General features: G+C 65.0%; 24 protein-coding genes. 12 read left to right on the top strand and 12 right to left on the bottom strand.

The features are described from left to right. Positions 1-51 precede the first annotated feature (51 nt). From ACIGJC_RS00260 to gstA, 4 genes are all read left to right on the top strand, one after another. Positions 52-780, top strand: a complete 729-nt coding sequence (locus ACIGJC_RS00260; RefSeq protein ID WP_483710038.1) for a maleate cis-trans isomerase family protein — start codon at positions 52-54, stop codon at positions 778-780. Between the two features lie 31 nt (positions 781-811). Then, positions 812-2,233 carry a dihydropyrimidinase gene (gene hydA / locus ACIGJC_RS00255; protein WP_483710036.1) on the top strand — a complete coding sequence of 474 codons (1,422 nt, stop codon included), beginning with the start codon at positions 812-814 and terminating at the stop codon, positions 2,231-2,233. 35 nt (positions 2,234-2,268) lie between these two features. Beyond that, on the top strand, positions 2,269-3,006 hold the full coding sequence (locus tag ACIGJC_RS00250; RefSeq protein ID WP_483710035.1) for an aspartate/glutamate racemase family protein: 738 nt from the start codon (positions 2,269-2,271) through the stop codon (positions 3,004-3,006). A gap of 122 nt (positions 3,007-3,128) precedes the next feature. After that, positions 3,129-3,755: a glutathione transferase GstA gene (gstA, locus tag ACIGJC_RS00245; protein ID WP_483710033.1), complete on the top strand. Its 627-nt coding sequence runs from the start codon at positions 3,129-3,131 to the stop codon at positions 3,753-3,755. Here gstA and ACIGJC_RS00240 read toward each other — a convergent pair whose 3' ends face one another. From ACIGJC_RS00240 to ACIGJC_RS00200, 9 genes are all read right to left on the bottom strand, one after another. Next, the gene (locus ACIGJC_RS00240; RefSeq protein ID WP_483710032.1) at positions 3,756-4,547 is read right to left on the bottom strand and encodes an oxygen-binding di-iron domain-containing protein; all 792 of its coding nucleotides are present in this window, start codon (positions 4,545-4,547) and stop codon (positions 3,756-3,758) included. It lies immediately after the preceding gene. Positions 4,548-4,682: 135 nt separating this feature from the next. After that, a complete protein-coding gene (locus ACIGJC_RS00235) occupies positions 4,683-5,324 on the bottom strand; it encodes a glutathione peroxidase (protein ID WP_483710030.1) in 642 nt (213 codons plus the stop codon). Between the two features lie 91 nt (positions 5,325-5,415). Next, positions 5,416-6,906 carry an MDR family MFS transporter gene (locus ACIGJC_RS00230; RefSeq protein ID WP_483711575.1) on the bottom strand — a complete coding sequence of 497 codons (1,491 nt, stop codon included), beginning with the start codon at positions 6,904-6,906 and terminating at the stop codon, positions 5,416-5,418. Between the two features lie 336 nt (positions 6,907-7,242). Further along, positions 7,243-7,683: a CBS domain-containing protein gene (locus ACIGJC_RS00225; RefSeq protein WP_483710028.1), complete on the bottom strand. Its 441-nt coding sequence runs from the start codon at positions 7,681-7,683 to the stop codon at positions 7,243-7,245. Positions 7,684-7,832: 149 nt separating this feature from the next. Continuing rightward, complete coding sequence (dbpA, locus tag ACIGJC_RS00220) at positions 7,833-9,251, bottom strand: ATP-dependent RNA helicase DbpA (RefSeq protein WP_483710026.1); 1,419 nt, start codon at positions 9,249-9,251, stop codon at positions 7,833-7,835. A gap of 36 nt (positions 9,252-9,287) precedes the next feature. Then, positions 9,288-10,220, bottom strand: a complete 933-nt coding sequence (locus ACIGJC_RS00215; RefSeq protein WP_483710024.1) for a DUF72 domain-containing protein — start codon at positions 10,218-10,220, stop codon at positions 9,288-9,290. A gap of 138 nt (positions 10,221-10,358) precedes the next feature. Further along, the gene (locus ACIGJC_RS00210) at positions 10,359-11,573 is read right to left on the bottom strand and encodes a DUF4382 domain-containing protein (RefSeq protein WP_483710022.1); all 1,215 of its coding nucleotides are present in this window, start codon (positions 11,571-11,573) and stop codon (positions 10,359-10,361) included. A 432-nt stretch (positions 11,574-12,005) separates the two neighbouring features. Next, on the bottom strand, positions 12,006-12,533 hold the full coding sequence (uraD, locus tag ACIGJC_RS00205; protein WP_483710020.1) for a 2-oxo-4-hydroxy-4-carboxy-5-ureidoimidazoline decarboxylase: 528 nt from the start codon (positions 12,531-12,533) through the stop codon (positions 12,006-12,008). A gap of 129 nt (positions 12,534-12,662) precedes the next feature. Further along, entirely contained in the window at positions 12,663-13,610 is a 948-nt protein-coding gene (locus tag ACIGJC_RS00200) for a LysR family transcriptional regulator (RefSeq protein WP_483710019.1), read from the bottom strand. A 415-nt stretch (positions 13,611-14,025) separates the two neighbouring features. Between ACIGJC_RS00200 and ACIGJC_RS00195 the strand changes: the two genes are divergently transcribed. The 4 genes from ACIGJC_RS00195 (at position 14,026) to ACIGJC_RS00180 (ending at position 17,258) form a co-directional block, all read left to right on the top strand. Beyond that, a complete protein-coding gene (locus ACIGJC_RS00195) occupies positions 14,026-15,366 on the top strand; it encodes an MFS transporter (protein WP_483710017.1) in 1,341 nt (446 codons plus the stop codon). 1 nt (position 15,367) lies between these two features. Next, positions 15,368-15,874: a hydroxyisourate hydrolase gene (gene uraH / locus ACIGJC_RS00190; RefSeq protein WP_483710015.1), complete on the top strand. Its 507-nt coding sequence runs from the start codon at positions 15,368-15,370 to the stop codon at positions 15,872-15,874. 30 nt (positions 15,875-15,904) lie between these two features. Further along, positions 15,905-16,240: a hydroxyisourate hydrolase gene (uraH, locus tag ACIGJC_RS00185; protein WP_483710013.1), complete on the top strand. Its 336-nt coding sequence runs from the start codon at positions 15,905-15,907 to the stop codon at positions 16,238-16,240. 268 nt (positions 16,241-16,508) lie between these two features. Further along, positions 16,509-17,258 (top strand): carbonic anhydrase, encoded by a 750-nt coding sequence (locus ACIGJC_RS00180; protein WP_483710011.1) that lies wholly within the window; start codon positions 16,509-16,511, stop codon positions 17,256-17,258. Between the two features lie 135 nt (positions 17,259-17,393). Here the strand turns inward: ACIGJC_RS00180 and ACIGJC_RS00175 are convergent, their stop codons facing one another. Then, the gene (locus tag ACIGJC_RS00175; protein ID WP_483710009.1) at positions 17,394-17,726 is read right to left on the bottom strand and encodes a nucleotide pyrophosphohydrolase; all 333 of its coding nucleotides are present in this window, start codon (positions 17,724-17,726) and stop codon (positions 17,394-17,396) included. A 117-nt stretch (positions 17,727-17,843) separates the two neighbouring features. Between ACIGJC_RS00175 and ACIGJC_RS00170 the strand changes: the two genes are divergently transcribed. Continuing rightward, positions 17,844-18,503, top strand: a complete 660-nt coding sequence (locus tag ACIGJC_RS00170; protein WP_483710007.1) for a methyltransferase family protein — start codon at positions 17,844-17,846, stop codon at positions 18,501-18,503. Positions 18,504-18,523: 20 nt separating this feature from the next. Here the strand turns inward: ACIGJC_RS00170 and ACIGJC_RS00165 are convergent, their stop codons facing one another. Continuing rightward, positions 18,524-19,207: a type 1 glutamine amidotransferase domain-containing protein gene (locus ACIGJC_RS00165; RefSeq protein ID WP_483710006.1), complete on the bottom strand. Its 684-nt coding sequence runs from the start codon at positions 19,205-19,207 to the stop codon at positions 18,524-18,526. A gap of 382 nt (positions 19,208-19,589) precedes the next feature. Here ACIGJC_RS00165 and ACIGJC_RS00160 point away from each other — a divergent pair, with 382 nt between their 5' ends. Beyond that, on the top strand, positions 19,590-20,390 hold the full coding sequence (locus tag ACIGJC_RS00160; RefSeq protein ID WP_483710004.1) for a YdcF family protein: 801 nt from the start codon (positions 19,590-19,592) through the stop codon (positions 20,388-20,390). Between the two features lie 107 nt (positions 20,391-20,497). On the opposite strand, the gene ACIGJC_RS00155 is transcribed toward ACIGJC_RS00160, so the two are convergent. Further along, positions 20,498-21,547 (bottom strand): AraC family transcriptional regulator, encoded by a 1,050-nt coding sequence (locus ACIGJC_RS00155; protein WP_483710002.1) that lies wholly within the window; start codon positions 21,545-21,547, stop codon positions 20,498-20,500. A gap of 299 nt (positions 21,548-21,846) precedes the next feature. Here ACIGJC_RS00155 and ACIGJC_RS00150 point away from each other — a divergent pair, with 299 nt between their 5' ends. After that, positions 21,847-22,749, top strand: coding sequence for a TauD/TfdA dioxygenase family protein (locus ACIGJC_RS00150; protein ID WP_483711574.1), 903 nt, complete (start codon positions 21,847-21,849; stop codon positions 22,747-22,749). A 27-nt stretch (positions 22,750-22,776) separates the two neighbouring features. Continuing rightward, positions 22,777-23,841, top strand: coding sequence for a beta-keto acid cleavage family enzyme (locus ACIGJC_RS00145; protein WP_483710000.1), 1,065 nt, complete (start codon positions 22,777-22,779; stop codon positions 23,839-23,841). The last annotated feature ends 21 nt before the right edge of the window (positions 23,842-23,862 follow it).

Raw genomic sequence — 23,862 nt, 5'->3', positions numbered from 1 at the left:
AGCGGAGCGCCGCGCACGACGGCGCCCGCACCATTCCTGAGAACTACTGCAATGACCAAGCAAATCCGCCTCGGCATGCTGACGCCGTCCTCCAACACCGCGCTCGAACCGATCACCAGCGCGATGGTCAGCGGCCTGCCGAACGTAAGCGCGCATTTCTCTCGCTTCACCGTCACCGAGATCTCGCTGCGCGACCAGGCGCTGGGCCAGTTCGACCTCGAGAAGATCCTGGGCGCCGCGCGCCTGCTGGCCGATGCGCGCGTCGACGTGATCGCGTGGAATGGCACGTCGTCGGGCTGGCTCGGCTTCGACAAGGACGAGGCACTGTGCAAGCAGATCACCGAAGCCACGGGCATTCCCGCCACCACGTCGGTGCTGGCGCTCAACGAGATCCTGGAAAAGACCGGTGCGCGCCGCTTCGGGCTGGCCACGCCGTACCTCGACGACGTGCAGCAACGCATCGTCGCCAACTACCAGCGCAGCGGCTTCGATTGCTCGGCCGAGCGCCATCTGGACCTGCACGTGAACTACAGCTTCGCCGAGGTCGAAGAGGACACTATCCGCACCATGGTGCGCGAACTCGCCAAGGACGCGCCGCAAGCCATCACCACGTTCTGCACCAACCTGCGCGCGGCGCACCTGGTGGAAGCGCTGGAAGCCGAGACCGGCATTCCCGTGTACGACACCATCTCCACCGTGGTGTGGAAGTCGCTGCGCCTGGCCGGCGTGGATACGCGCGCGCTGACCGGCTGGGGCCGGCTGTTCCGCGAAGTCCAGTAAGGCAGCGAGTCAACGAACCGGAGTGATGACCATGCCCGCAGACAACAACCTCGACCTCGTGATCCGCAATGCCGACGTGGTCACCGCTTCCGACCGCTTCCAGTGCGATATCGGCGTGCGCGACGGCCGCATCGTCGCGCTCGGCCAGGGCCTGCCGCAAGGCAACCGCGAAATCGACGCCACCGGCCTGCTCGCGCTGCCCGGCGGCGTCGACGGCCACTGCCACCTGGACCAGCCCATGCCCGACGGCATGCGCATGGCCGATGACTTCTTCACCGGCACGCGCGCGGCCGTGTGCGGCGGCACCACCACGGTGATCCCGTTCGCCGCGCAGGAAAAGGGCCATTCGCTCAAGGCAGCCGTCGCCGATTACCACAGCCGCGCCGAAGGCCGCGCCGTGATCGACTACGCGTTCCACCTGATCGTGGCCGACCCGACGCCCGCCGTGCTGCAGGACGAGCTGCCCGCGCTGATCCGCCAGGGCTACACCTCGTTCAAGGTCTACATGACCTATGACGACCTGAAGCTGTCGGACCGCGAAATGCTGGAGGTGCTCGACGTCGCGCGCGAACACAAGGCGCTCGTGATGGTCCATGCCGAGAACTCTGATTGCATCTCGTGGCTGACCGACAAGCTCACCGGCGAAGGCCGCATCGCGCCCCGCTTCCACGGCCTGGCGCGTCCGGCGCCGGTCGAGCGCGAGGCCACGCATCGCGCCATCACGTTCGCCGAACTGGTCGATGTGCCGATCCTGATCGTGCATGTGTCGGGCAAGGAAGCGATCGAGCAAATCCGCTGGGCGCAGGGCCGGGGACTGAAGATCCTGGCCGAGACCTGCCCGCAGTACCTGTACCTCACCGCCGACGACATGGGCCTGCCCGGCGATGACGGCTATGAAGGCGCCAAGTGCGTCTGCAGCCCGCCGCCGCGCGATCCGGAGAACCAGGCCGCCGTGTGGCGCGCGCTGGTCAACGGCGTATTCAGCGTGTTCTCGTCGGACCATGCGCCGTTCAATTACGACGATCCGGAAGGCAAGAAGCTGGGCGGCAGCACCGAGCATGCGTTCGACCACATTCCCAATGGCGTGCCGGGTATTGAAACGCGCCTGCCGCTGCTGTTCGACGGCGTGGCGCGCGGCAAGCTGTCGCTGCACCAGTTCGTAGAGCTGACTTCGTACCGTCCGGCCAAGATCTATGGCCTGTATCCGCGCAAGGGCACCATCGCGGTCGGCGCCGATGCGGACATCGTGCTGTGGGATCCCGCGCGCAAGGTGCGCATCACCAACGACGCGCTGCATCACGCGGTCGACTACACGCCGTATGAAGGCATCGAAGTGACTGGCTGGCCCGTGACCGCTTTCTCGCGCGGCGACATGCTGGTGCGCAACGGCGAGTACCTGGAGCCCGCGGCCGGACGCGGCAGGTTCCTGGAAGCCGGGCAACCCGAGGTCTGAACCGAACACATCGCGGAATCCATCGCAAACCCATCATGAATCTCCTGATCGTCAACCCCAACATCAGCGAGTCGGTCACCGACCTGATCCACGCGGAAGCGCTGCGCACTGCCGCGCCCGAGACGAACATCACCATGGCCACTGCGCAGTTCGGCGTGGCCTATATCGAAACGCGCTTTGAAGCGCTGGTGGGCGGCTACGCGACCGCGTGCGCCGCCGCCGAGCATGCCGGCAAGTTCGACGGCCTGGTCGTCGCCGCCTTCGGCGACCCGGGCCTGGCCGGACTCAAGGAGCTGTTCGACGTGCCCGTGGTCGGCATGACCGAGGCCGCACTGGCCAGCGCCTGCCTGCTGGGCCAGCGCTTCTCGATCATCGCGATCTCGCATCGCATCGAGGCGTGGTATCGCGAATGCGTGGCCAGCAACGGCCTCTCGTCGCGGCTCGCAAGCATTCGTTCGCTGCAGGAACCGCTGCGCGATATCGGCAGTGTGCAGGAAGACCATGCCGCTCGGCTGGAAGAACTCAGCCTGCAGGCCGTGCGCGAAGATGGCGCCGACGTCATCATCGTCGCCGGCGCGCCGCTCGCTGGCTTGGCGCGTTCGCTCAAGGGCCGCATTCCGGTGCCGGTCGTCGATGGCGTCAGCAGCGCCGTGCGCCATTGCGAATCGCTGGTCGCGCTGCAGGCCGGCACCACGCGCGAAGGCAGCTTCGCGCGGCCGCCGCGCAAGCCCAATGCCGGCCTGCCGGCAGCGCTCTCGCAATTGCTCGCCTGAGCGCATCCGGTGCGAATGCGCAGGGGCACGCCCCTGCGCATTGCCTGCCACCCGTGCAAGTCCTAGACTGCGTGCACGGCCACTGCATCACGCCGTGGCCCAACGCGACATAGGACACCCTGATGAAGCTCTACTATTCCCCCGGCGCCTGCTCGATGGCGGTCCACATCGCCCTGCGTGAAGCGGGACTGCCGGTCACGCTCGCCAGGGTCGACCTGGTCCACCACAAGCTGGTGGAAGCCGAGAACGGCAGCGACGATTTCTACGCGATCCATCCCCGCGGCTACGTGCCCCTGTTGCAGCTCGACGACGGCTCGCGCCACAGCGAAGTGGCCGCGCTGCTGCAGTACGTCGCCGATCTGGTGCCCGAAAGCAGGCTGCTGCCGGCTGCAGGCACGCGAGAACGGCTGGAAGCCATCAGTTGGCTCACGCTGGTCTCCACGGAATTGCACAAGGTGTTCAGCCCGTGGCTGTGGCACAAGGAAACCGCCGACAGCACCGCGCAGGTGTGCAAGGCCAAGCTGCAGCTGCGCTTCGCCGAACTCGACCGCCACCTGCAATCCAGCGAGTACCTGACCGGCAGCACCTTTACCGTGGCCGATGCCTACTGCTTCACGATTCTGGGCTGGGCACGCATGCTGATGATGCCGCTGACGGCATACCCATTGCTGCAGCAATACCTCGCGCGCGTCGCCGCGCGCCCCGCCGTGCAGGAAGCCATGCGCGCGGAAGGCCTGCTCCGCGGCTGATCAGTCCATCGTGGCGCGCGCTGGCGGCACGCGATAGTGATTGGAGGTAAGCAGGTCCAGCCCGCACTGCAGGTTCTCGACCCAGTCGATGAAGCGCGCCACCATGGCCTTGCCGCGAAACGACGGCCCGTGCTGCGGCACGATCCATTCGATATCGAGCGTGCGCGCCATGGCCGCCCATAGCCGGCAGGCGCGGTTGCCGCTCATGTAGCGCTGGTGGAACGGCAGCATGCGCGGCGCGTGGGCATCGAAATCCGTGACGGTGGTGCCAGCCTCGCCGGCACTCGTCATGGCCGCGCCCAGGTCTCCCGAGAACAGGATCTTGCTGACCGGATCGTAGAACTGGAAATTGCCCTCGGAATGCAGGAAGTGCGCCGGCAGGGCAATCAGCGAACTCCGGCCCAGCGGGATATGCGCGCCGGCATCGGGGATGGTCACGATGCGGCCAGCGGTCTTGCCAGCCTGGCAGAAATGCGGAAGAAAGCGCGCCCAGACCCGGGAAATCAGCACCTTGCAGTCCGACCCGGTCAGCCAGCGGCCGACCGAAGCGACGATATCCGGATCCGCGTGCGAAGCCAGCACGTAATCGAGCTGCTTTGGCGGAAAGTAGCGGCCGATAGCCAGGTACAGCTCGCTGTAGGTCATGTTGCCGCCCGGATCGATCAGCGCGCCGTGGCCGTGGTCCACCACCAGGAACTGGTTGGTCTGCACCACCTCGCCATGCGCCTCTTCGACCAGGTCGGCAAACATCAGGCAGGTGTGTCCGTCTGCGTCGTACAGGGTGATGCCCATCGTCTGGTTCCGCCGTCTGAAAGCGGCGACGTTAATCAGCCGGCGGCGATGGGAGCTTGATGCAGGTCAATTTCTCCAGGCAAAACTGCCCGGCCATGGCCGGGCTGTCGCAGGCGAAAGACAGGTTCGGTCGATTCAGCGCTGGCTGGACAGCAACTGCTCGATCTTCGCCACGAACTGCTTGTCGTCGGGCGTGGTCATGCTGTTGTAGCTGGCCACGACATTGCCCCTGCGGTCGATCAGGTACTTGTAGAAGTTCCATTTCGGCGCGGTACCGGTTTCCTTCGCCAGCATCGCGTACATCGGATTGACATCGCCGCCGCGAACGTGCGACTTGCCGAGCATCGGGAACTTGACGCCGTAGGTGTTGTAGCAAAAATCCGCGATCTCCTTGGACGACCCCGGCTCCTGCGAGAAGTCATTGGACGGGAACCCCAGCACCACCAGCCCGCGGTCGCGATACCTGGAATAGAGCGCTTCGAGCCCTTCGTACTGCGGCGTGAAGCCGCAATAGCTCGCGGTGTTGACTACCAGCACCACCTTGCCGGCGTACTGGCAGAGGTTTTGCGGCGCCTCGTCCTGCAGGCGCGGGAACTGGAAATTGAGCGAGGCCGGGCAGTTGCCGGCCGGCGCAGCGGCCGGGATAGCGGCGGACCTGTCGGCGGCACGCGCCGGGTGCGGCAGGAGCGCGGCACTGGCGGCGGCAAGCGCCAGTGCCGCAGCCAGTGCGGAAGGGTGCAGGAATGCAGCGGCAAGGGCGGTCTGACGGCGGTTCATGCGATGTCTCCTGTCTTTATATGCGGGGGTGTCTCGCTGTATCGGGTACGCCATAGTTTACGCCGTTGGCCGCCTTGCCGCCGGCGACGGCTCAGTCCATGGCCAGCGTGGCGGCGTGTTCAGTGACGCTGCCGCGCAGCTCCAGGTCCGGCATGCAGCGCACGATGCCGAGTGCCAGCAGCGCGGCCACGGCGCCCACGGCGAAGATCAGCTGGAAGCCCGATTCGACGCCCGCAGCAAGCACCTGCCGCACCATCGGCGAGAGCTGCGCGAATGCTTCGCTACCGTGTCGCAGCGCACCCAGGTCCAGCGCCTGCGTCAGCCCGGCGGCGGCCGTGGCGTGACGAAACTCCAGCGTCAGCAGCGTGCCGGCCAACGCGCCGCCCAGCGCGCTGCCGAGCGAGCGCAGCACCAGCAGGGCGCCGGTGCCGGCGCCGGTGTCGCGGCGCTCCAGCACGTTCTGCACGCTCATCAGCGTACCGACCATGACCATGCCCAGTCCGACGCCGCCCACGGCCATTGCGAGCAGCACCACCGCCAGCGGCACGGCGGACGTGGAGAGCGCCAGCACGGCGAGCCCCAGCATGCCAGCCACGAAACCGGCCGTCAGGATGCCGCGCATGCGGCCCACGCGCGGCGCCAGCCACGCCACGATGAAGTTGCCCGCCACGGTGGCCAGCAGGAACGGCATCACCAGCAGGCCCGACATCGACGCATCGGCGCCGCGCATGAGCTGGAAATGCAGGGGCAGGGCAAAAATACACAGGAAGATATTCAGCGCGGCCAGCGCCGAAGCCGCCACGCCCATCACATAGGCACGGTTGGCGAACAGCCGCGGCGGCAGCATCGGATCGGCGGCGCGGCGCTCCTGCCAGGCCAGCGCGGCGACGGCGCCCACGGTCAGCAAGGCCAGCAGGCCAAGCTGCGGCGACAGCCAGTCGAACACGTCGCCGCCCCAGCTCATCGCCAGCAGGAACGCGACGATGGCCACGGCCAGCAGCAGCGCCCCGAGCCAGTCCACGCGCGCACGGCCGCCGCGCACGGGCAGCATGGCCAGGCCGCGGTAGCACATCACCATCGCCAGCCCGCCCAGCGGCAGGTTGATCCAGAACAGCCAGCGCCACGACAGGTTGTCGGACACCCAGCCGCCCACCAGCGGCCCGGCGATGGAAGCCACCGCCCACACCGTCGCCAGATAACCCTGGTAGCGCCCGCGCTGGCGCGGCGCCACCACGTCGGCAATGGCCGCCTGCGCGAGCGACATCAGTCCGCCGCCGCCGATCCCCTGCAGCGCGCGGAACAGGATCAGCTGCCCCAGCGACTGCGCCATGGCGCACGCGACCGAGGCCAGGATAAACAGCGTGATCGCCACCATCAGCAGCCGGCGCCGTCCGAAGCTGTCGGACAGCTTGCCGTACAGCGGCGTGGCGACGGTCGAGGTAATCAGGTACGCCGTCACGATCCAAGACAGGTGCCCGAAACCGTTCAGGTCATTGGCGATCGCCGGCACGGCCGGGATGACGACGGTCTGGTCCAGCGCCGCCAGCAGGATGCACAGCACGATGCCGCCGATCACGCGCATGATGGCGTGGTGATCAATGGCCGGGGCAAGGGGAATGGAAGCGTTGGCCTGACTGGCCGGGGTAAGCGATGACATGGGCGGACAACAGCAGCGCGCGGCGAGATGGCCGCAGGCGGTCAACAAAGCAGGGGGACTGGCACCGGCCGGAAGTCCAGGCGCGCAGCGTTCAGACGCCGCGGCGGATGGCCGGATTCACGAATTCAGCAAACGCATAATTATATGCGCGACTCGCATATGGCGTGCGGCGCCCGTGCAACAACGAGGCTGAAACGCTCAGGAACGGGCAAAGGCAACGGTGGTGCGCGCAGAGCGCACCACCTTGGTTGCGTCCGGCAGCTAGCGGCTGCCGCCGTGGATATAGTGCTCGAGCTGCTCGATGATGAATTGCTGCTCGGAGATGATGTCCTTCACCAGGTCACCAATCGACAGCATGCCGAGCAAATCCTCGCCATTCATCACCGGCAAGTGGCGCATGCGATGCTTGGTCATCAGCGCCATGCATTCGTCGGTGGTCTGGTCGCCACTCACATAGATGACCGACGATGTCATGATGTCGCGCACCAGCGTATCGCGTGACGAACGCTGCATCAGGATGACCTTGCGCGCATAGTCGCGCTCGCTCAGGATCCCCACGATCTTGCCGTGCTCCATCACGAGCACGGCGCCGATGCCCTTTTCCGCCATCAACTGCAGCGCGGCATATACCGTCGCCGTGGGCGGAATGCTGAAGATGGCTTGAGTCGGCTTGGACTCTACGACCTGGCGTGCGGTTGTCATCACCCACTCCTTCTTCTGTCGATCATGCGCTGCGGCAGGGATGCCATGTCCATCAGATTAGCAAAGGATAGTGCGCCCTGACAGGGTGACTTACACGAATCTTCGCGAAGCCGGATCTGAGGGAAACTATGCGGTCGCCCGTGGAGGCCTCACTCCGTCAGCATCCTCACCTTCACCTTCTTGCCTTTGACCTTCCCGGCATTGAGCCGGCGCACCGCTTCCTTGCCGATGGAGCGATCCACCGCGATGTAGGTCGACATCTCCATCACGTTGATCTTGCCGATCTGCTCCTTGGTAAAGCCGGCCTCGCCCGTCAGCGCGCCCAGGATATCGCCCGGACGGATCTTTTCCTTGCGCCCGCCGAGCATCTGCAGGGTCACCATGGAGGGCAGCAGCCGTTCATTGCTGGCCGGCTGCAGTTCGGCCAGCGGATGCCATTCGAACTCGCCGCCGTGGTGCTGCTCCAGGTTGCCGACGCGCCCCATCTCGTCCATGCTGACCAGGCTGAAGGCCCAGCCCTCTTCACCGGCACGGCCAGTACGGCCGACGCGGTGGATATGGATTTCGGGGTCCGGCGTGACTTCCACGTTGATCACTGCGCCAAGTTGCGCGATATCGAGCCCGCGCGCGGCCACGTCAGTGGCCACCAGCACCGAGCAGCTGCCGTTGGCGAACTGCACCAGCACCTGGTCGCGGTCGCGCTGCTCCAGGTCGCCGTGCAAGGCCAGCGCCTGGAAACCCTGCGCGCGCAGCAGGTCCACCAGATCACGGCAGCGCGCCTTGGTATTGCAGAATGCCAGCGTGCTGGCCGGACGGAAATGGTCGAGCAGGCGCCCCACGGCGTTCAGCCGCTCGCCTTCCTCGACCTCATAGAAATACTGGCGGATGCTGGTGCTGTCGTGCCGCTCGGCCAGCTTGACCTCCCGCGGCTTGCGCAGGAACTTCTGCGTCAGCTTGTCGATCCCGGGCGGATAAGTCGCCGAGAACAGCAGCGTCTGGCGCTCGCCCGGACAGCGGCTGGCGACGTAAGCGATATCGTCGAAGAAGCCCATGTCGAGCATGCGGTCCGCTTCGTCGAGCACCAGCGTGTTGATCGCCGACAGCTCCAGGCTGCCGCGGTCGATATGGTCGAGGATGCGGCCCGGCGTGCCCACCACCACATGCGCGCCATGGACCAGGCTGTCGACCTGCGGGCGCATTGGCGAGCCACCGCACAGCGTCAGCACCTTGATGTTCTCTTCGGCGCGCGCCAGGCGGCGGATTTCCTGCGTGACCTGGTCGGCCAGTTCGCGTGTGGGACACAGCACCATGGCCTGCACGTCGAAGCGGCGCGTGTCCAGCCGGTGGAGCAGGGCCAACGCAAACGCGGCGGTCTTGCCGCTGCCGGTCTTGGCCTGGGCGATCAGGTCGTGTCCGGCGAGCGTCAACGGCAGGCTGGCGGCCTGGATCGGCGTCATCTCGTCATAGCCAAGCTGGGCGAGCGTGGCAAGCATGGCCGGCGACAGTGGCAGGGCGGAGAAATCCGCGGCGGGGGCGCCGGCTTGCGGCGTTTGGGAGTTTTCGTTCATGCCGGATTGTAGCAACGGGGTTTCGGTCGACCGCCCTCAGGCGCGCTTTTTCACCGGCACCGGTTCCTGCGGCGCCCAGCCCAGGCGCGACAGCAATGCCTGCGCGGCCGCCGGGGCGCGTTCCTTGGCGCCGTTGATGAAGAAGATGAAGACTTCGCGTTTTTTCGCCGCTGGCTGCTTGTCTTCCACCTGCTCCAGTTCAGCCGGCGCCTTGCCCGCGGCCCAGGTCTGCGCGTGTCCGGCCCACGCGTCGAGCGCCTTCGGCCCGTAGCCGGTCGGCAGCTTCTCGCTGCTTTCCATCAGGCGCGCGTAGACAAAATCCGTGGTCAGGTCCGCGATCGATGGAAACTTCGCCGAGTCGGTATAGACCGTGGCGGCCTTGTATTTGCGCGCGAGCTTCAGGTATTCGGGCACCGCGAAACTGTCATGCCGGACTTCCAGCACGTGGCGCAGCTTCACGCCTTCCACGGAATCCGGCAGCAATTGCAGGAAGGCTTCGAAATCCCCGGCGTCGAACTGCTTGGTCGGGGCGAACTGCCAGACCAGCGGCCCGAGCTTCGAGCCAAGCTCCGCGATGCCGGAATCGATAAAGCGCGCGATCGATTCGCCCGATTCCGCCAGCACGCGGCGGTTGGTGGCAAAACGCGAGGCCTTCACCGAGAACACGAAATCATCGGGCGTTTCGTCGCGCCATTTGGCGAACGACGCGCGCTTCTGGGTGCCGTGATAGGTGCTGTTGATCTCGATGGCCGTCAGGTGCCGGCTGGCGTATTCCAGCTCACGCGACTGCGCGAGGCCGTCGGGATAGAAATTGTCGCGCCACGGCGCGTAGCTCCATCCGCCGATGCCGACGCGTATCAGACGTATCAGGGTATCGGCCCCGGTCTTGCGCCGCGAGGCGCGCTGCGGTGCGGAGGCAACCGGCTTGGCCGGCGTGGATGCGGACTTGCCCATTGTGCGTGCTGCCATGGCGCGATCTCCCTGGGCGCGAGAATCGAAGTCTAGCGGGAAACCGCAGCCAGCGGAAATGAGAAGGCGGCACCAGTCGAAACAAAGCCGGGCGCAGGCAAGCGCCCGCTCCCGGCTCCCCCGGTTGAACCGGTCCAATCAGAACGAGAAGTCCTGGATCACGTCGGCGGTGTTGACATCCACCGGCTGCGATTTCACCACCCCTGCCGCGCTGGTGGCCTGCACGCTGTACTTGCCGCCCGCGGCGCCGTCCGGCTGCAGCGGGATCGGCAACGCAGCCTGGTACGTGCCAATCACCGGGGCCGCCACCGGCAGTGCCGGCGCAGCTGGGAAGAAGCTGTAGGCACCGGTATCGCTCGCGGCCGCGGTTGCGGCAATCTCGAAGGTGCCGCCGCTGACCAGTTGCAGCGCGCGCAGCGTCACGTCGGCAGATGCCGGCGACACCGTGCCCGAAACCTTTCGGTACGCCGACGTCGGCAGCGACATCGGCGAGCCCGCCGTCGAGATCGCGGTACTGCCGCCCGCCACGACCGGCACGCTGCGCACGATGCCCGTGCCGCGGCCATTGGCCGAGCCCGGCACCACCACCACATCGACCGGACCGGCAGTGCTGCTCTGCTCGATCGGCGAGAGCGTGAAGTTACCGTTGGCATCCGCCACCGTCGCCTTCACCACCACGCCGTTGCGCTCGGCATAGACGCTGGCGCCCGGGGCCGAACTCACCACGCCGGTCACGGCACCGCTGACCACCATGGGGATTGCCGTCACGACCGGCTTCAAGCCATAGCTGCCGTTGCCACGTTTCACCACGGACTTGCAAGCGTCGAAGTCCAGCACCAGGTCGGTCAGCGTGCCCGATGCTACCGTGAACGGACGGTTGATCTTGATGCCGGATTGCACCGCGCTCGGTGTATCCAGCGTCTGCTCGCTAGCGCCGGTCGGTACGACGGAGTTGGCCAGCGCCGCCGAACCGGCCCCATTGTTCGCGTCGAGCACCAGCCGGATCTGCTGATAGTTACCGGCCGGCAGCGCGGTCTGGCCCAGTGTGGACAGCACGCCGTTGGTCAGCGACAGCAGGTCGATTTTGCGCGCCGGCGTTACGTCGATGTTGACCCAGCCGCTGGCGCCCGGATCGGCATTGGCGCTGGTATGCACGCGCACCCGGTTCACGGTCACGAAGACATGGTCGAAGCCGCAGGCCGGCGCGTCGGTCATCGAGACCTTCAGCGTTCCCTGGCCACCACCACCTGAATCATCACCACCACCGCCGCCGCACGCTGCCAGCCCCAGGGCCCCGGCCAGTGCGACGATGCGCAATGCGCTGTAAGAACAGGATTTGGAAAAGTCAGACACGGTATGTCTCCGCTTGTTGTTGGAAGCTAACCGGAGAATATGTTGCAAACCGCACAAGCGTTGTAAGTCTTTGTAATGGGTTGTAAAGGAACGACGCCTTGTCTGCATGTTCGATCAGCCAAACGTCGCCTGCGCCAAGACGACGTGTGCGAGCGCGCGCGACGCAGTGCAGCGAAACATTTGCTGCGCCGCGATCAACGTGAAGCTTCGGCGCGGCTTGGCCGGACAGACGACGGACACTGCATGGCAACGGCGGTTGCATGGCAGCGCATCGTCACGCAAGAAGCGACTCGGCGCGATGCCAGGGAGCATCGGATCGATTCGTGAATGCATGCATTCACGACAGCGACGCACGACGAATCTCGCATCGTGTCGAAGGATCGCAGGGGCCAGTGGGCGTGCGCCGCCAGCCTGCACGCGCACGCAGCGGGATCAGGACACCAGGGCCGTCAGCCGCGCGTTCAGGCGCCCGCGTGTAATCGCCGCGATCTGCGCCAGCGCCTCGTCCAGTTCCACTGGCGTGCTGCGGTCCACGCGGCGCTCCAGCGCAGCGAAGATGCCCTCACGCGTGTAGTGGCGCACGCAGATGATGAACGGAAAACCATGACGCGCGAGATAGGCTTGGTTCAAGCTATCGAGCGATGCTTCCTGCTGCGCCGACATCGCATCGAGCCCCGCACTCTTCTGTTCCGCATTCGAGTCCGCCGTCATCGTGCCCGCGCGGATGTTCGCGCCGGACAGCAGCGGGTGCAGGTTCAGGAAATCGCGCTGGCCCTTGTCGTCGAGCTTGCGCACCACATCCATCATCGCGTCATGCAGCGCCGCCACCGATGCAAACGGGCGCTGTGCCCAGGCCCCTGCCGCCGCCTGCGGAAAGTGCTCGAACACGCTGCCGAACACGCGCTCGAAGCCGGCCTGGTCCAGCGCGTTGACCGGCGCGAGATCGATTGACTGTGACATGGACTGCTCTCCCGTAAAACCCGCCGCGTCGGCAAGGCATGGACGTTGAATACGGGCCGAGTATAGGAAGCGCTCCGGGCAGCGGCGAGGCCCGCCACCCTATAGGTCGCATAACAGAATCCGATACCGCTACGCTGCCGGCATGTCGCGCAGATTGCGCAACGCTTGCGAGGCTGCCGTCAGCATGCCGCGCAGCCACATATGTGCCGCAGAGCGGTGGCGCGACGGATGCCATAGCTGATAGAAGCGCATGAACGGAAACTCGATCGGCGGCCTCAGCACGGCCACCGGCACCTGCTGCGCGTGATAGTTGGCAAAGTGGCGCCCCGTGGTCAGGATCAGGTCGGTGCCAGGAATCAGACTCGGTGCAAGATTGAAATACGGGCAGCTCACGCGGTTGTCGCGGTGCACGCGCATGGTGCTGAGTCCTGAATCGACCAGCCCGCGCTGGTCGCGCGAATAGGGCGTGGGCACGATATGCGCTGCACCGAGATAGGCCTGCGCGGTGAACTTGCCTGGCTGGTTGTGCACGCTGTCCTGCGCCACCATGCAGACCACCTCGTCCTCCAGCAGCACGGACAGGTGCAGGTGTTCCGGCGGGTTGGGCCAGTTGCCGATGACGATATCCGCCGTGCCTTCCGACAAGGCCTGTTCGTAGTCGAAGCTCGCGCTCAGCGGCACGGCCACCAGGCGCGCATGCGGCGCCGCGCGTCGGAATTCGCGCACCACGTGCGCAAAGAATGGCGGCGCGAGGTAGTCCGGCATCGCCACGGTGAAGGTCTGCTCGGTGGTGGCGGGATCGAAGCGGTCATCCGACACCAGCAGGTTGTCCAGCGCACTGAGCGCGGCCTGCGCGTTGCGCGCGATCTGCAAGGCGCGCTCGGTGGGCACCATCACGTTCTTTTCGCGCGTGAGCAGCGGGTCGTTGAAGATTACGCGCAGCCGCTTGAGCGCCGAGCTGATCGCCGGCTGCGACTGGTTCAGGCGGATGGCCGTGCGCGAGACGCTCTGCTCGGCAATCAGGATGCACAGCACGCGCAGCAGGTAGGTATCGAAGGGATCGTCGGCGCGGATCATGATGGAGTCCTGGGCGAGGATGGCAGCCGGGCGCAGCCGGCGACGCAATCGTCGCATTATCGCCGCTTGTCGTCCCCGCGAAGGCGGGAGCCCAGTGACTTTCAAGGTCCTCGCCGAGGACAAGCCGCTGGGTTCCCGCCTTCGCGGGAACGACAGGGATTGTGAGCGCGTGCGTGGAACGGGGCCGGCATAGGGTAATCCATAATCCCGCCAACCTGACGCCGGATCGCCCGCAAACCCGCGCCGCACAAGGCTTTGCGCTCCATATCGATGCTGATATAGGGCCTATACCAGCCCTCCCGTTCCCCCCTGTCAGCGCGTTCCTATACTTGCTTCCAACCAAACGACGGCGCCCGCCGCATCGCCTCTCGGGCAGCCGGGCCGCACGACGCAAACTGACGAGACAGGAGACACCATGTCCATTACGAAGCAAGGCGTGCCGATCTTCGCCGGCACAGCGGACGACGCTGAAGCCAGCGTCTACCGCAAGGTCTCCTGGCGCCTGCTGCCCTTCCTGGGCGTGCTGTGGGTGCTGGCGTGGCTGGACCGCGTGAACATCGGCTTCGCCAAGCTGCAGATGCTCGATTCGCTGCAATTCAGCGAAGCGGTGTACGGCCTGGGCGCCGGCATCTTCTTCATCGGCTACTTCCTGTTCGAAGTGCCGTCCAACATGCTGCTGCAGAAGATCGGCGCCAAGAAGACCATCATGCGCATCACGATCTGCTGGGGCGTGATCTGCATGCTGCAGACCCATGTCTCCACGCCCCTGCAGTTCTACACGCTGCGCTTCCTGCTCGGCGCGTTCGAAGCGGGCTTCTATCCCGGCGTGATTCTCTATCTGACCTACTGGTATCCGTCGGAACGCCGCGCGCGCGCATTCGGCACGTTCATGTCGGCATCGGCCATCGCCGGCGTGCTCGGCGGCCCGCTGGCCGGCTGGATCATGACATCGATGGGCGGCGTGCATGGCATGCACGGCTGGCAGTGGCTCTTCATCATCGAAGGCATTCCGTCCGTGCTGGCCGGCATCTTTGCCTGGTTCTACATGACCGACAAGCCCGAGCAGGCCAAGTGGCTGACCGACAATGAAAAGCGCGTGGTGCTCGACGCCCTCAAGCGCGACAACGCCGCCATGGGCGAACGCGGCCACGACTGGCGCAGCGTGTTCACCAACCCGAAGGTGTGGCTGCTGATCGCGATCTACTTCTGCCTGCTGTGCGCCAACTCGACGCTGACATTCTGGATCCCGACCATCATCAAGGACGTGGGCTTCACCACACCGATGGCGGTCGGCTGGATTGCCGCGGTGGCCTACCTGTGCGGCGCCATCGGCATGATCGCCAACGGCGCACACTCCGATCGCCGCAATGAAGTGCGCTGGCACTTCAGCACCGCGGCGCTGGTTGGTGGCGGGGCCATGGCTGTGCTCGCGATTCTGCTCGGCATGAACGCGCTGTCGCCGGTGATCGCCCTGCTCGCCATGACGGCCTCGCTGGTTGGCACCATGAGCGCGATTCCCGTTTTCTGGCAGCTGCCTAACCGCTACCTGGCCGGGAGCGCCGCTGCGGTGGGCGTGGCACTGATCAACTCCGTCTCGAACCTGGCCGGCTTCGGCGCGCCGTATGCGATGGGCCTGATCAAGACCGCCACGGGCAAAGTCACCACCGGCCTGTACGTGGTGGCCGTCATCGAAATCGCGGCTGCGGTGCTGGTGGTGTTCGGCATCCGCCAGCTCGCCAACAAGCGTGGAGCCTGATATGCGCGACCAGCAAGATCCCGACTTCGACGCCAGCCGCCGCCGCTTCGCGCTGCAATCCCTGACGCTGGGCGGCGGCGCCCTGCTGGCCGGCAACGCGCTGGCCGAGACCGCGCCCAACCAGACCACCGGCCCCGTGCAGCAAGGCGGCCTGAGTCCGCGCCTGACCATGCACGCGCTCGATACCTGGCACGGCACGCCCGCCGCCGGCATGCGCGTCGACATGTACCGCATCGACAACGGCCAGCCGCGCCATATGCAGACTGTCACGCTGGCCGCCAACGGCCGCAGTGAACCGCCGCTGCTGATCGGCGACACCTACCGCACGGGCACCTACGAACTGCTGCTGCACGTGGACGAATATTTCGCCGCGCGCAAGGCCAACCTGCCGCAGCCGCTGTTCCTGTCAAAGATCCCTCTGCGCTTTCGCGTGACGGACGCGAGCCAGCGCATCCACCTGCCCGTCCTGTTCGGGCCGTGGAGCTACAACTACTATCGCGGCAGCTGATGCGGCCCGTTTGCTGACAAGGAGACCGACATGGCAGGCATCAGTACTCACGTACTCGACGTATCGCTCGGCAGGCCCATCGCCGGCATGCAGATCGAACTGTTCGACATGGGCACGCAGCCGCCCAAACTCATTACCCGTGCGCGCACCAACAGCGACGGCCGCACCGACACACCGATGCTGCCCGCCACGCAGGCGCGCACCGGGGATTTCGAACTGCGCTTCTGGGTGGCCGATTACTTCAAGACGCCGGACGTGTTTGCGGATATCGTCCCGGTGCGTTTCACCGTTGCCGATGCCGCGCAGCACTACCATGTGCCGCTGCTGTGCTCGCCGTGGAGCTTCGGGACGTATCGGGGTAGTTGAGTGTTCATGTGGTACTGCGCGTTTCTGCGCCCGGGCGGCCAAGCCAGGCCGCCCGTTTTTGTTTGTGGCGCATCATTCATACCGGCGTCATGGGATTCGCGTGGTCGCACCCGATAGCCCGCTACACTTGCCCGGTCCAATGAGACGGTTTGATGCATTCCCCCGGTCAACCCTGCCAATCAGGCAGCGTTCCGGAGCCATGGGCATCGGTCCGTTCAGGCATGCGGCCGCCTGCTCGTCCCTTAGTTTCCACAACGGTAACCATCAGATGAAGACACGCATTGCGATTGCAGCATTGGGCACACTGCTTCTCACGTCGATTGCCAGCGCCAACGAACCGCCGCACTGGACCTACCAGGGCAAGACTGGCGCGAGCCAGTGGGCCCACCTCGAAGCGGACTACGCCGTGTGTGGTACGGGCCAGCGCCAGTCGCCGATCAATATCGAGACACGCAAGGTGACCGGCACCACGGCACAGGCCATCGATCTCTCCTATGCGCCCGCGAATGCCGAGGTCATCAACAACGGCCACACCATCCAGGTCGAACCAGCCAATGGCGGCACGCTCACCATCGATGGCGCGCAGTACAAGCTTGCGCAGTTCCACTTCCACACACCGAGCGAGGAGAAGATCGACGGCAAGTCCTATCCGCTGGTGGCGCACCTTGTGCACAAGAGTGCGGAAGGCAAGCTGGCGGTGATCGCCGTGCTGTTCCGCACGGGCAAAGCGAATGCGGCGCTAAAACCGGTGTTCGCCAGCCTGCCGGCGAAGACCGGTGACAAGCACGCGTTGGATGGCAACATCAACGTTGGTGACCTGCTGCCAGCGAAACGCGACAACTACACGTTCATCGGCTCGCTGACTACGCCGCCTTGCAGCGAAGATGTGCGATGGGTGGTGATGAAGACACCGGTGTCGATTTCGTCCGCGCAGCTTGAGGCGTTCAGAAAGCTGTACAAGATGAATGCGCGGCCGGTGCAGGCGGTGAATGGGAGGGAGGTGTTGGTGGGACGCTAACGCATCGATGCGTGACGGATGCCATGGCCCGCCCCGCGTCAGGGCCATGGCACCCACAACTATCAAAGCTATTTATGATTTGCGGCCGCAATAGCCGATCGTCATTCCCGGCTTGGATATAAAAATGACTGCCGGTCAGGCGCCGACGTCGCGAATCGGATACTTCTTCGCATTCATCTCCATCTTCGCCCGCACCGCCGCGTCCAGGTCCACACCCAGCGCCGTCACCATCTGCGTCAGGTAGATGGTGATATCCGCCAGTTCCTGCTCCACGTGCGCGCGCTCGTCCGTCGACATGATCCCGCGCGATTCCTCTTCGGTCTGCCACTGGAAGATCTCGACCAGTTCGGCCACCTCCACGCTCAGCGCCATGGCCAGGTTCTTGGGGCTGTGATACTTGCCCCAGCCGCGCGCTTCGCCGAAGGCGATGGCGGCTTGCTGGAGATTCCTGATATCGATGAGAGGCATGATTTGCTGCATGACGTGTCTTCGGCAAAGCCGTATTGAAACATGCCAGGGCGGCCAGCAACCGGTGGCCAAACGGCATACGCTAGAGGTTCAGCATCCTCCTTATGGCGGCCCGGCATGCGTTCATCCATCGGCATGGCTGTCTTCACCCTGGCAGGCACCCTTGCCTACCTGGCGCTGCCCGTTCTCGGCTGGGGCGGCATCGCGCCCTTCTTCGCCCATCCCGCGCGGATCGTATTAGCCGAAGCAACCATGGCGCTCGCCGTGGTCGCCGTCTTCTCGCAAGGCAATATCAGCAGCGGCGAACGCGAAGACCGCGGCAACCGCTGGGTGCTGGCGGCGTTCGGCGTGCTCGGCCTGCTGGCCGGCTATGTGCCAGCGTGGAACGACCGCATCGGCTTCTGGGTCATCGACGGCGACACCCTGCGCTGGATCGGCGTGGCGCTGTTCGCCGGTGGTGGCGTATTGCGGCTGGTGCCTGTCTTCATCCTGGGCAAGCGATTCAGCGGGCTGGTCGCGATCCAGCGCGGGCACAAGCTCGTGACCACCGGCCTGTATGGCGTGATCCGGCACCCAAGCTATCTCGGCTTCGTCGTCAGTTCGCTGGGATGGGTACTGGCCTTTCGCTCGTGTGTGGGCGTGCTCCTGACATTGCTGATGATCCCGCCGCTGGTGGCACGCATCCGTGCGGAGGAAGCGTTGTTGCGATCGGAGTTTGGGGCGCAGTATGAGGCGTATTGCGCGAGGACCTGGAGGATGGTGCCGGGGGTGTATTAGAAGGGCCGAACGGTTCCGTGTCAGCGATGCTTCAACATCGTCAGCAGCGCATGGGCAACGGGATCCGAGGATGCAGGATTCTGGCCCGTGACCAGCAGGCCGTCCGTGACGACATACGGTTGCCAGTCTCCGGCCTTGGAATAGTTGGCGCCGTTTGCCTTCAGCATGTCCTCGACCAGGAACGGCACGACATCCGTCAGGCCGACCGCGGCCTCTTCGCTGTTCGTAAATCCCGTGACGTTCTTGCCCTTGACCATCGCGCTGCCGTCCTTCGCCTTCACATGACGCAGCACACCCGGCGCATGGCAGACCAGCGCGACGGGCTTGCCGCTCGCCAGCGTGGTTTCGATCAGGGCTTTGGAGTGGACATCTTCGGCGAGATCCCACATCGGACCGTGGCCGCCTGGATAGAACACCGCGTCGTAGTCGCCGGCCGAGACATCGGACAGCTTCCGCGTCGACGCCAGTACTGCCTTTGCGTCGGCATCGGCGTCGAAGCGGCGGGTCGCGGCGGTCTGGAAGGCGGGATCATTGCTCTTCGGATCGAGCGGCGGCTGACCACCCTTTACCGATGCGAGCGTGACCTCGACACCGGCATCCTTCAGCACATAGTACGGGGCCGCGAGTTCTTCCAGCCAGAAGCCGGTCTTTTCACCGGTGTTGCCAAGTTGGTCGTGAGAGGTCAGGACAATCAGGACTTTCATGTTCGAATCTCCGGGAGATGTAGCGGGATATGTCCATGCTGTGCGAGAGACCGCCAGGAACTATGCGGCGCCCTGGATCGGCTGGTCGCGTCGCTTTCGGCACACGGACTTCCTGCGGGACTGCCTTGCGGCATACGGACCCTGGTAAGCATGGTGCATGCGCCTTCAAAGTCAAAGGCCGACTCGGCTTGCAGGCGAAGCAAGCGACGCTGCATCGCGCGCATTCGGCAGTTTATTGCTGAAACGCGCAGAATCGATAGTGATGGAGTCTGCGATAGGCTACTTGCAGCCACAATGCGGCGAGCCCATCAATCAGGGACAAACATGAAGTTCAGCAGCGACACGTTGCACAGGCACGATGGCAGCTAACAAGAGGACGACCATGGCGCGGTCACTGAATCCCGGCAGGCAATGGATACGCCTTGCCCTGGCGCTTGTGGGCGCCGTACTGCTTGGCGACGCCATCGGGCTGATGTCCATGGGGTTGTTCAGCTTCGGCATCGTGCTCCCCGGCGGCATCGGCATCGCGTTCCTGCTGCTCGCGCTGGGCTGGCATCGTGTCGCACGCTGGCGTCAGGCCAATCGGCGCAGGCAGTGGCTATGGCGTGCAGCGTGGACCGCGTTTGCCGTCTGGCTTCTGACCGTGGGTGTGTACTTCCACGGTATCCGCAGCGACGCCGGCGTGACCGTGCCCGCGGGAGTTCCGATCAAGGCGATCATCGTCCTTGGCTCCGGCACACCAGACTGCACGGCATCGCCCGCGTTGAAAGCACGACTGGACAAGGGGCTGGTGCAAGCCCAGCGATGGCCGGCGGCGAAGGTGGTGGTGAGTGGCGGACAGGACTTCGAGCGGCATTGCACCGAGGCGGACATCATGGCCGACTACCTTATGGCGCGTGGCGTTGCGGCGGAGAGGTTGATTCGCGAGCGCCGCAGCACCAGTACCGAGGAGAACCTTGTGTTCAGCCGGCGCATGCTGGAAGAGCAAGGTGTTGATGACACTGGATCGATCATCGTGGTGACCAGCGATTTTCACGTGCGGCGCGCCCTGGGCATTGCACGGAAGGCGGGATTCAGCAAAGTCTTCGGCGTGGGCGCCGGCACGCCGTTGTACCTGCGCTTCAATGCATGGCTGCGTGAGTACTTTGCATCGATCAGCAGCTGGATCCTGCGCGAGTATTGAGGCTTAAGGCGGCTGCTCCACGCTGACCTGTTTTCATAACATCCCGCAACGACGCAGGCAGATGCCTTCGCCCGGGAGGGTAAGGAAACGACCCTGAAAACTGTGGCCTAACCATGCCGAAGGCACACCGGTGCGCGATACTCCACTGGTGTCACGGCTTGCACCAGCCGCTGACGCCACTGCGACGGCGAGACGCCGAACTCGCCCGAGAACCAGCGCGTAAAGGAACTCGGCATCGAAAAGCCGAGCAGCTCCGCCACCTCGGCCAGCAGATGGCCGCCGCTGACCAGGTACCGCACCACCAGTTCGCGCCGCACGTCATTGACCTGATGGGAGAACACGGTACCCGCCGATTTGAGCCTGCGCTGCAGTGTTCGTACTTCCATCTCCAGTCCCCGGGCCACCTGTTCGATCGAAGCGTGGCCCATTGGCAGCAGCAAATAGATGGCCTTGCGAACTTCCAGCACACAGGATGTCGCGCAGGCCACCGACTGCGCCTCCAGACAGCGGCGCGCGTACTCCGCCATCATCGGATCCGCGATCGGGTTGGGATGGTCGAGATCCGCGGCGGCACAGGCGATCCCGTTGAACTCGCTGTGAAACTTCAGCTTGCAGCCGAACATCCGCTGATGCAGCCGCAGATCGGCTGGCGCGTCATGCGTGAAATGAACGCTGTGCGGGTTCCACTGCAGACCAAGCAGGACACTGCACGCGCGATGCAGCGTACCGGTGGCGAGCTCGATGGCCTGGCGGGATACCGGCGCATCCTCCAGTACGATTTCCTCGCGCACGATCACCGTCGTGCCGGCGTCCTCCACCAGCATCGCCAGCGATTCGTTCATCAGGCTGCGATAACGGATGAGGGTGCGTAATGCATCACGCAGGGTGGCCTGGTGTGTCAGCAACAGGCTGATGGCGCCCAGGTCCGCGAGCTGGCGCGTCGCGGCCATGCGCAGGCCGAATGACTGGCATCCGCTGGCGCGCGCCGCCTCGTCCAGCAAGGTCATGACCGTGGTCACCGGAATGCGCTGGTCCGGGTCATCGAGCAAGGCGCGCGAGACGCCTGCCGCGCGCAGGATCGGTTCCGTATCCAGCCCCAATTGCGACGCTACGTCGAAGTAACCCGTCAACGCCGCCGCGCGAACCTGTGTCGTCATGCGCCCTCCTCTGATCTTTCCTGCAAGGATGGTGTGGGCAGCAAGCGATAAGTTTGACGGCGATCAAATTGCTGCGGCCGGGCCCCCACCCTTGGCATCAAACGCAATGAGCGTGTCGCGCAATGAAAAGTCTCCCCTCGTCCCGGACAGTAATTTTCACCTGACGCCAAGACGCGTTGACTGACCCCGATCCAAAACGGCAGGAGACAAAGAGTGACTTCAACCAGCATTTCCCATCGCCCGGCAGGACGCGGTATCGCATGCCCGGCTTCCGTCATTACCCGCACGGAGGCCGCATGATGCGCGTAGAACAACTGACCGCCACCATTGGCGCCGAACTGACGGGCGTGAGCCTGGCCGATGCCATCCACGATGACGGGCTGTTCGGAGAGATCCGTGCCGCCCTGCTGCGGCACAAGGTGCTGTTCCTGCGCGACCAGCACATCTCCCGCGCCGAGCACGTCGCGTTTGCCGAGCGGTTCGGCCGCCTGGAGAATCACCCGGTAGCCGGCAGCCATCCGAAATACCCGGGCCTGGTGCAGATCTACAAGCAACCGGACCAGCCGATGGACCGCTACGAGAACGCCTGGCACACCGATGCGACCTGGCGTGAAGCGCCGCCCATGGGATGCGTGCTGCGCTGCGTGGAGAGCCCCGCCGTCGGGGGCGACACGATGTGGGCCAACATGGCGCTCGCCTATGAGAACCTGCCCGAGCACGTGAAGACGCAGATTGCCGGCCTGCGCGCCCGGCACAGCATCGAGGCCAGCTTTGGCGCCGCCATGCCGATCGAGCGGCGCCTGGCACTGAAGGAACAGTATCCCGATCCGGAGCACCCGGTGGTGCGCATCCACCCCGAGACCGGTGAAAAGATCCTCTTCGTCAACGCCTTCACCACCCACTTCACCAATTTCCACACGGCAGCCAATGTGCGTTACGGCCAGGACTACAACCCGGGCGCGCTCGAGCTGCTGCGTTACCTGCTGTCGCAGGCGTTCATTCCCGAATACCAGGTCCGCTGGCGCTGGAAGGCCAACAGCATGGCCATCTGGGACAACCGCAGCACCCAGCACTACGCGGTGATGGACTACGCGCCCTGCCACCGCAAGATGGAGCGCGCCGGCATCATCGGCGACAAGCCGTTTGGCATCGGCGAGCGCGCCACCGACAACCGTACCCCCGAACCCGCACTGGCCGCCTGAGCCAACCACCACCACCAGGAGAGAGACATGGATTTCATCGACGGTTCACTGTTCCCCGAGAACCAGCAGAAGCTGGTGATTACCGCAGCCCCTTATGGTCCGGAATGGATGCCTTCCGATTTCCCGGAAGATATCCCGGTGTCCATGGAAGCGCAGATCCAGAAAGCCGTGGACTGCTACAACGCCGGCGCCACCGTATTGCACGTGCATGTGCGTGAAGCGGATGGCAAGGGTTCCAAGCGCCTGTCCAAGTTCAACGAACTGCTGGCCGGCATCCGTGCCCGCGTGCCGGACATGATCCTGCAGGTGGGGGGCTCGATTTCCTTTGCGCCCGAGAGCGACGGTGATGTCGCCAAGTGGCTGTCGGACGATACCCGCCACATGCTGGCCGAGCTGAAGCCCACGCCGGACCAGGTGACGATCGCCATCAACACCAACCAGATGAACGTGGTCGAGCAGATGTGCGCGGCCGACGTGGCCGGCACCTCGCTGGCCGAGCCGGCGAACTATCGCGCCTATCGCGAGATGACCATTCCCGCCGGGCCGGAATGGGTGGAGGAACATATCCGCCGCCTCAGCAGCAATGGCATCCAGACCCATTTCCAGCTTGCCACCATCGCGCAGCTGGAAACGGTGGAGCGGATGATGCGCAAGGGCAGCTGCAACGTGCCGCTGATCCTGACCTGGGTGGCGATCGGCGGCGGCTTCGAAGCGCCAACCCTCTACAACCTGGCGAACTTCGTGCGGGCCTGCCCCAATGGCTCGGTGCTGACGCTGGAGACCTCCATGCTCAACGTGTTGCCGCTGAACATGATGGCCATCGCCCTGGGCTTGCACGTGCGTTGCGGCATCGAGGACAACATCTGGACCCAGCGCCGCGACCGCAAGATGGGCACCGTGGAACAGATCGAGCAGCTTGTGCGCATGTCGCGCGAGTTCGGCCGCGACGTAGCCAACGCGAAGGAAGCGCGCGAGATCTACAAGATCGGCACGTTCTATGACAGCGCCGCCGAGACGCTGGCCGAGAACGGATTCGCACCGAACCGCAAGCCTGGCCAGGTCGGATTCACGCAGCACGCCAGCCGCGCGTAACCAGCACGTCTGCGCCGAGCC

The organism is Cupriavidus sp. C3SS-1, assembly GCF_057073755.1.
The sequence above is the reverse complement of the archived record's forward strand: the minus strand, read 5'-3'. Positions and strand labels throughout refer to the sequence as shown.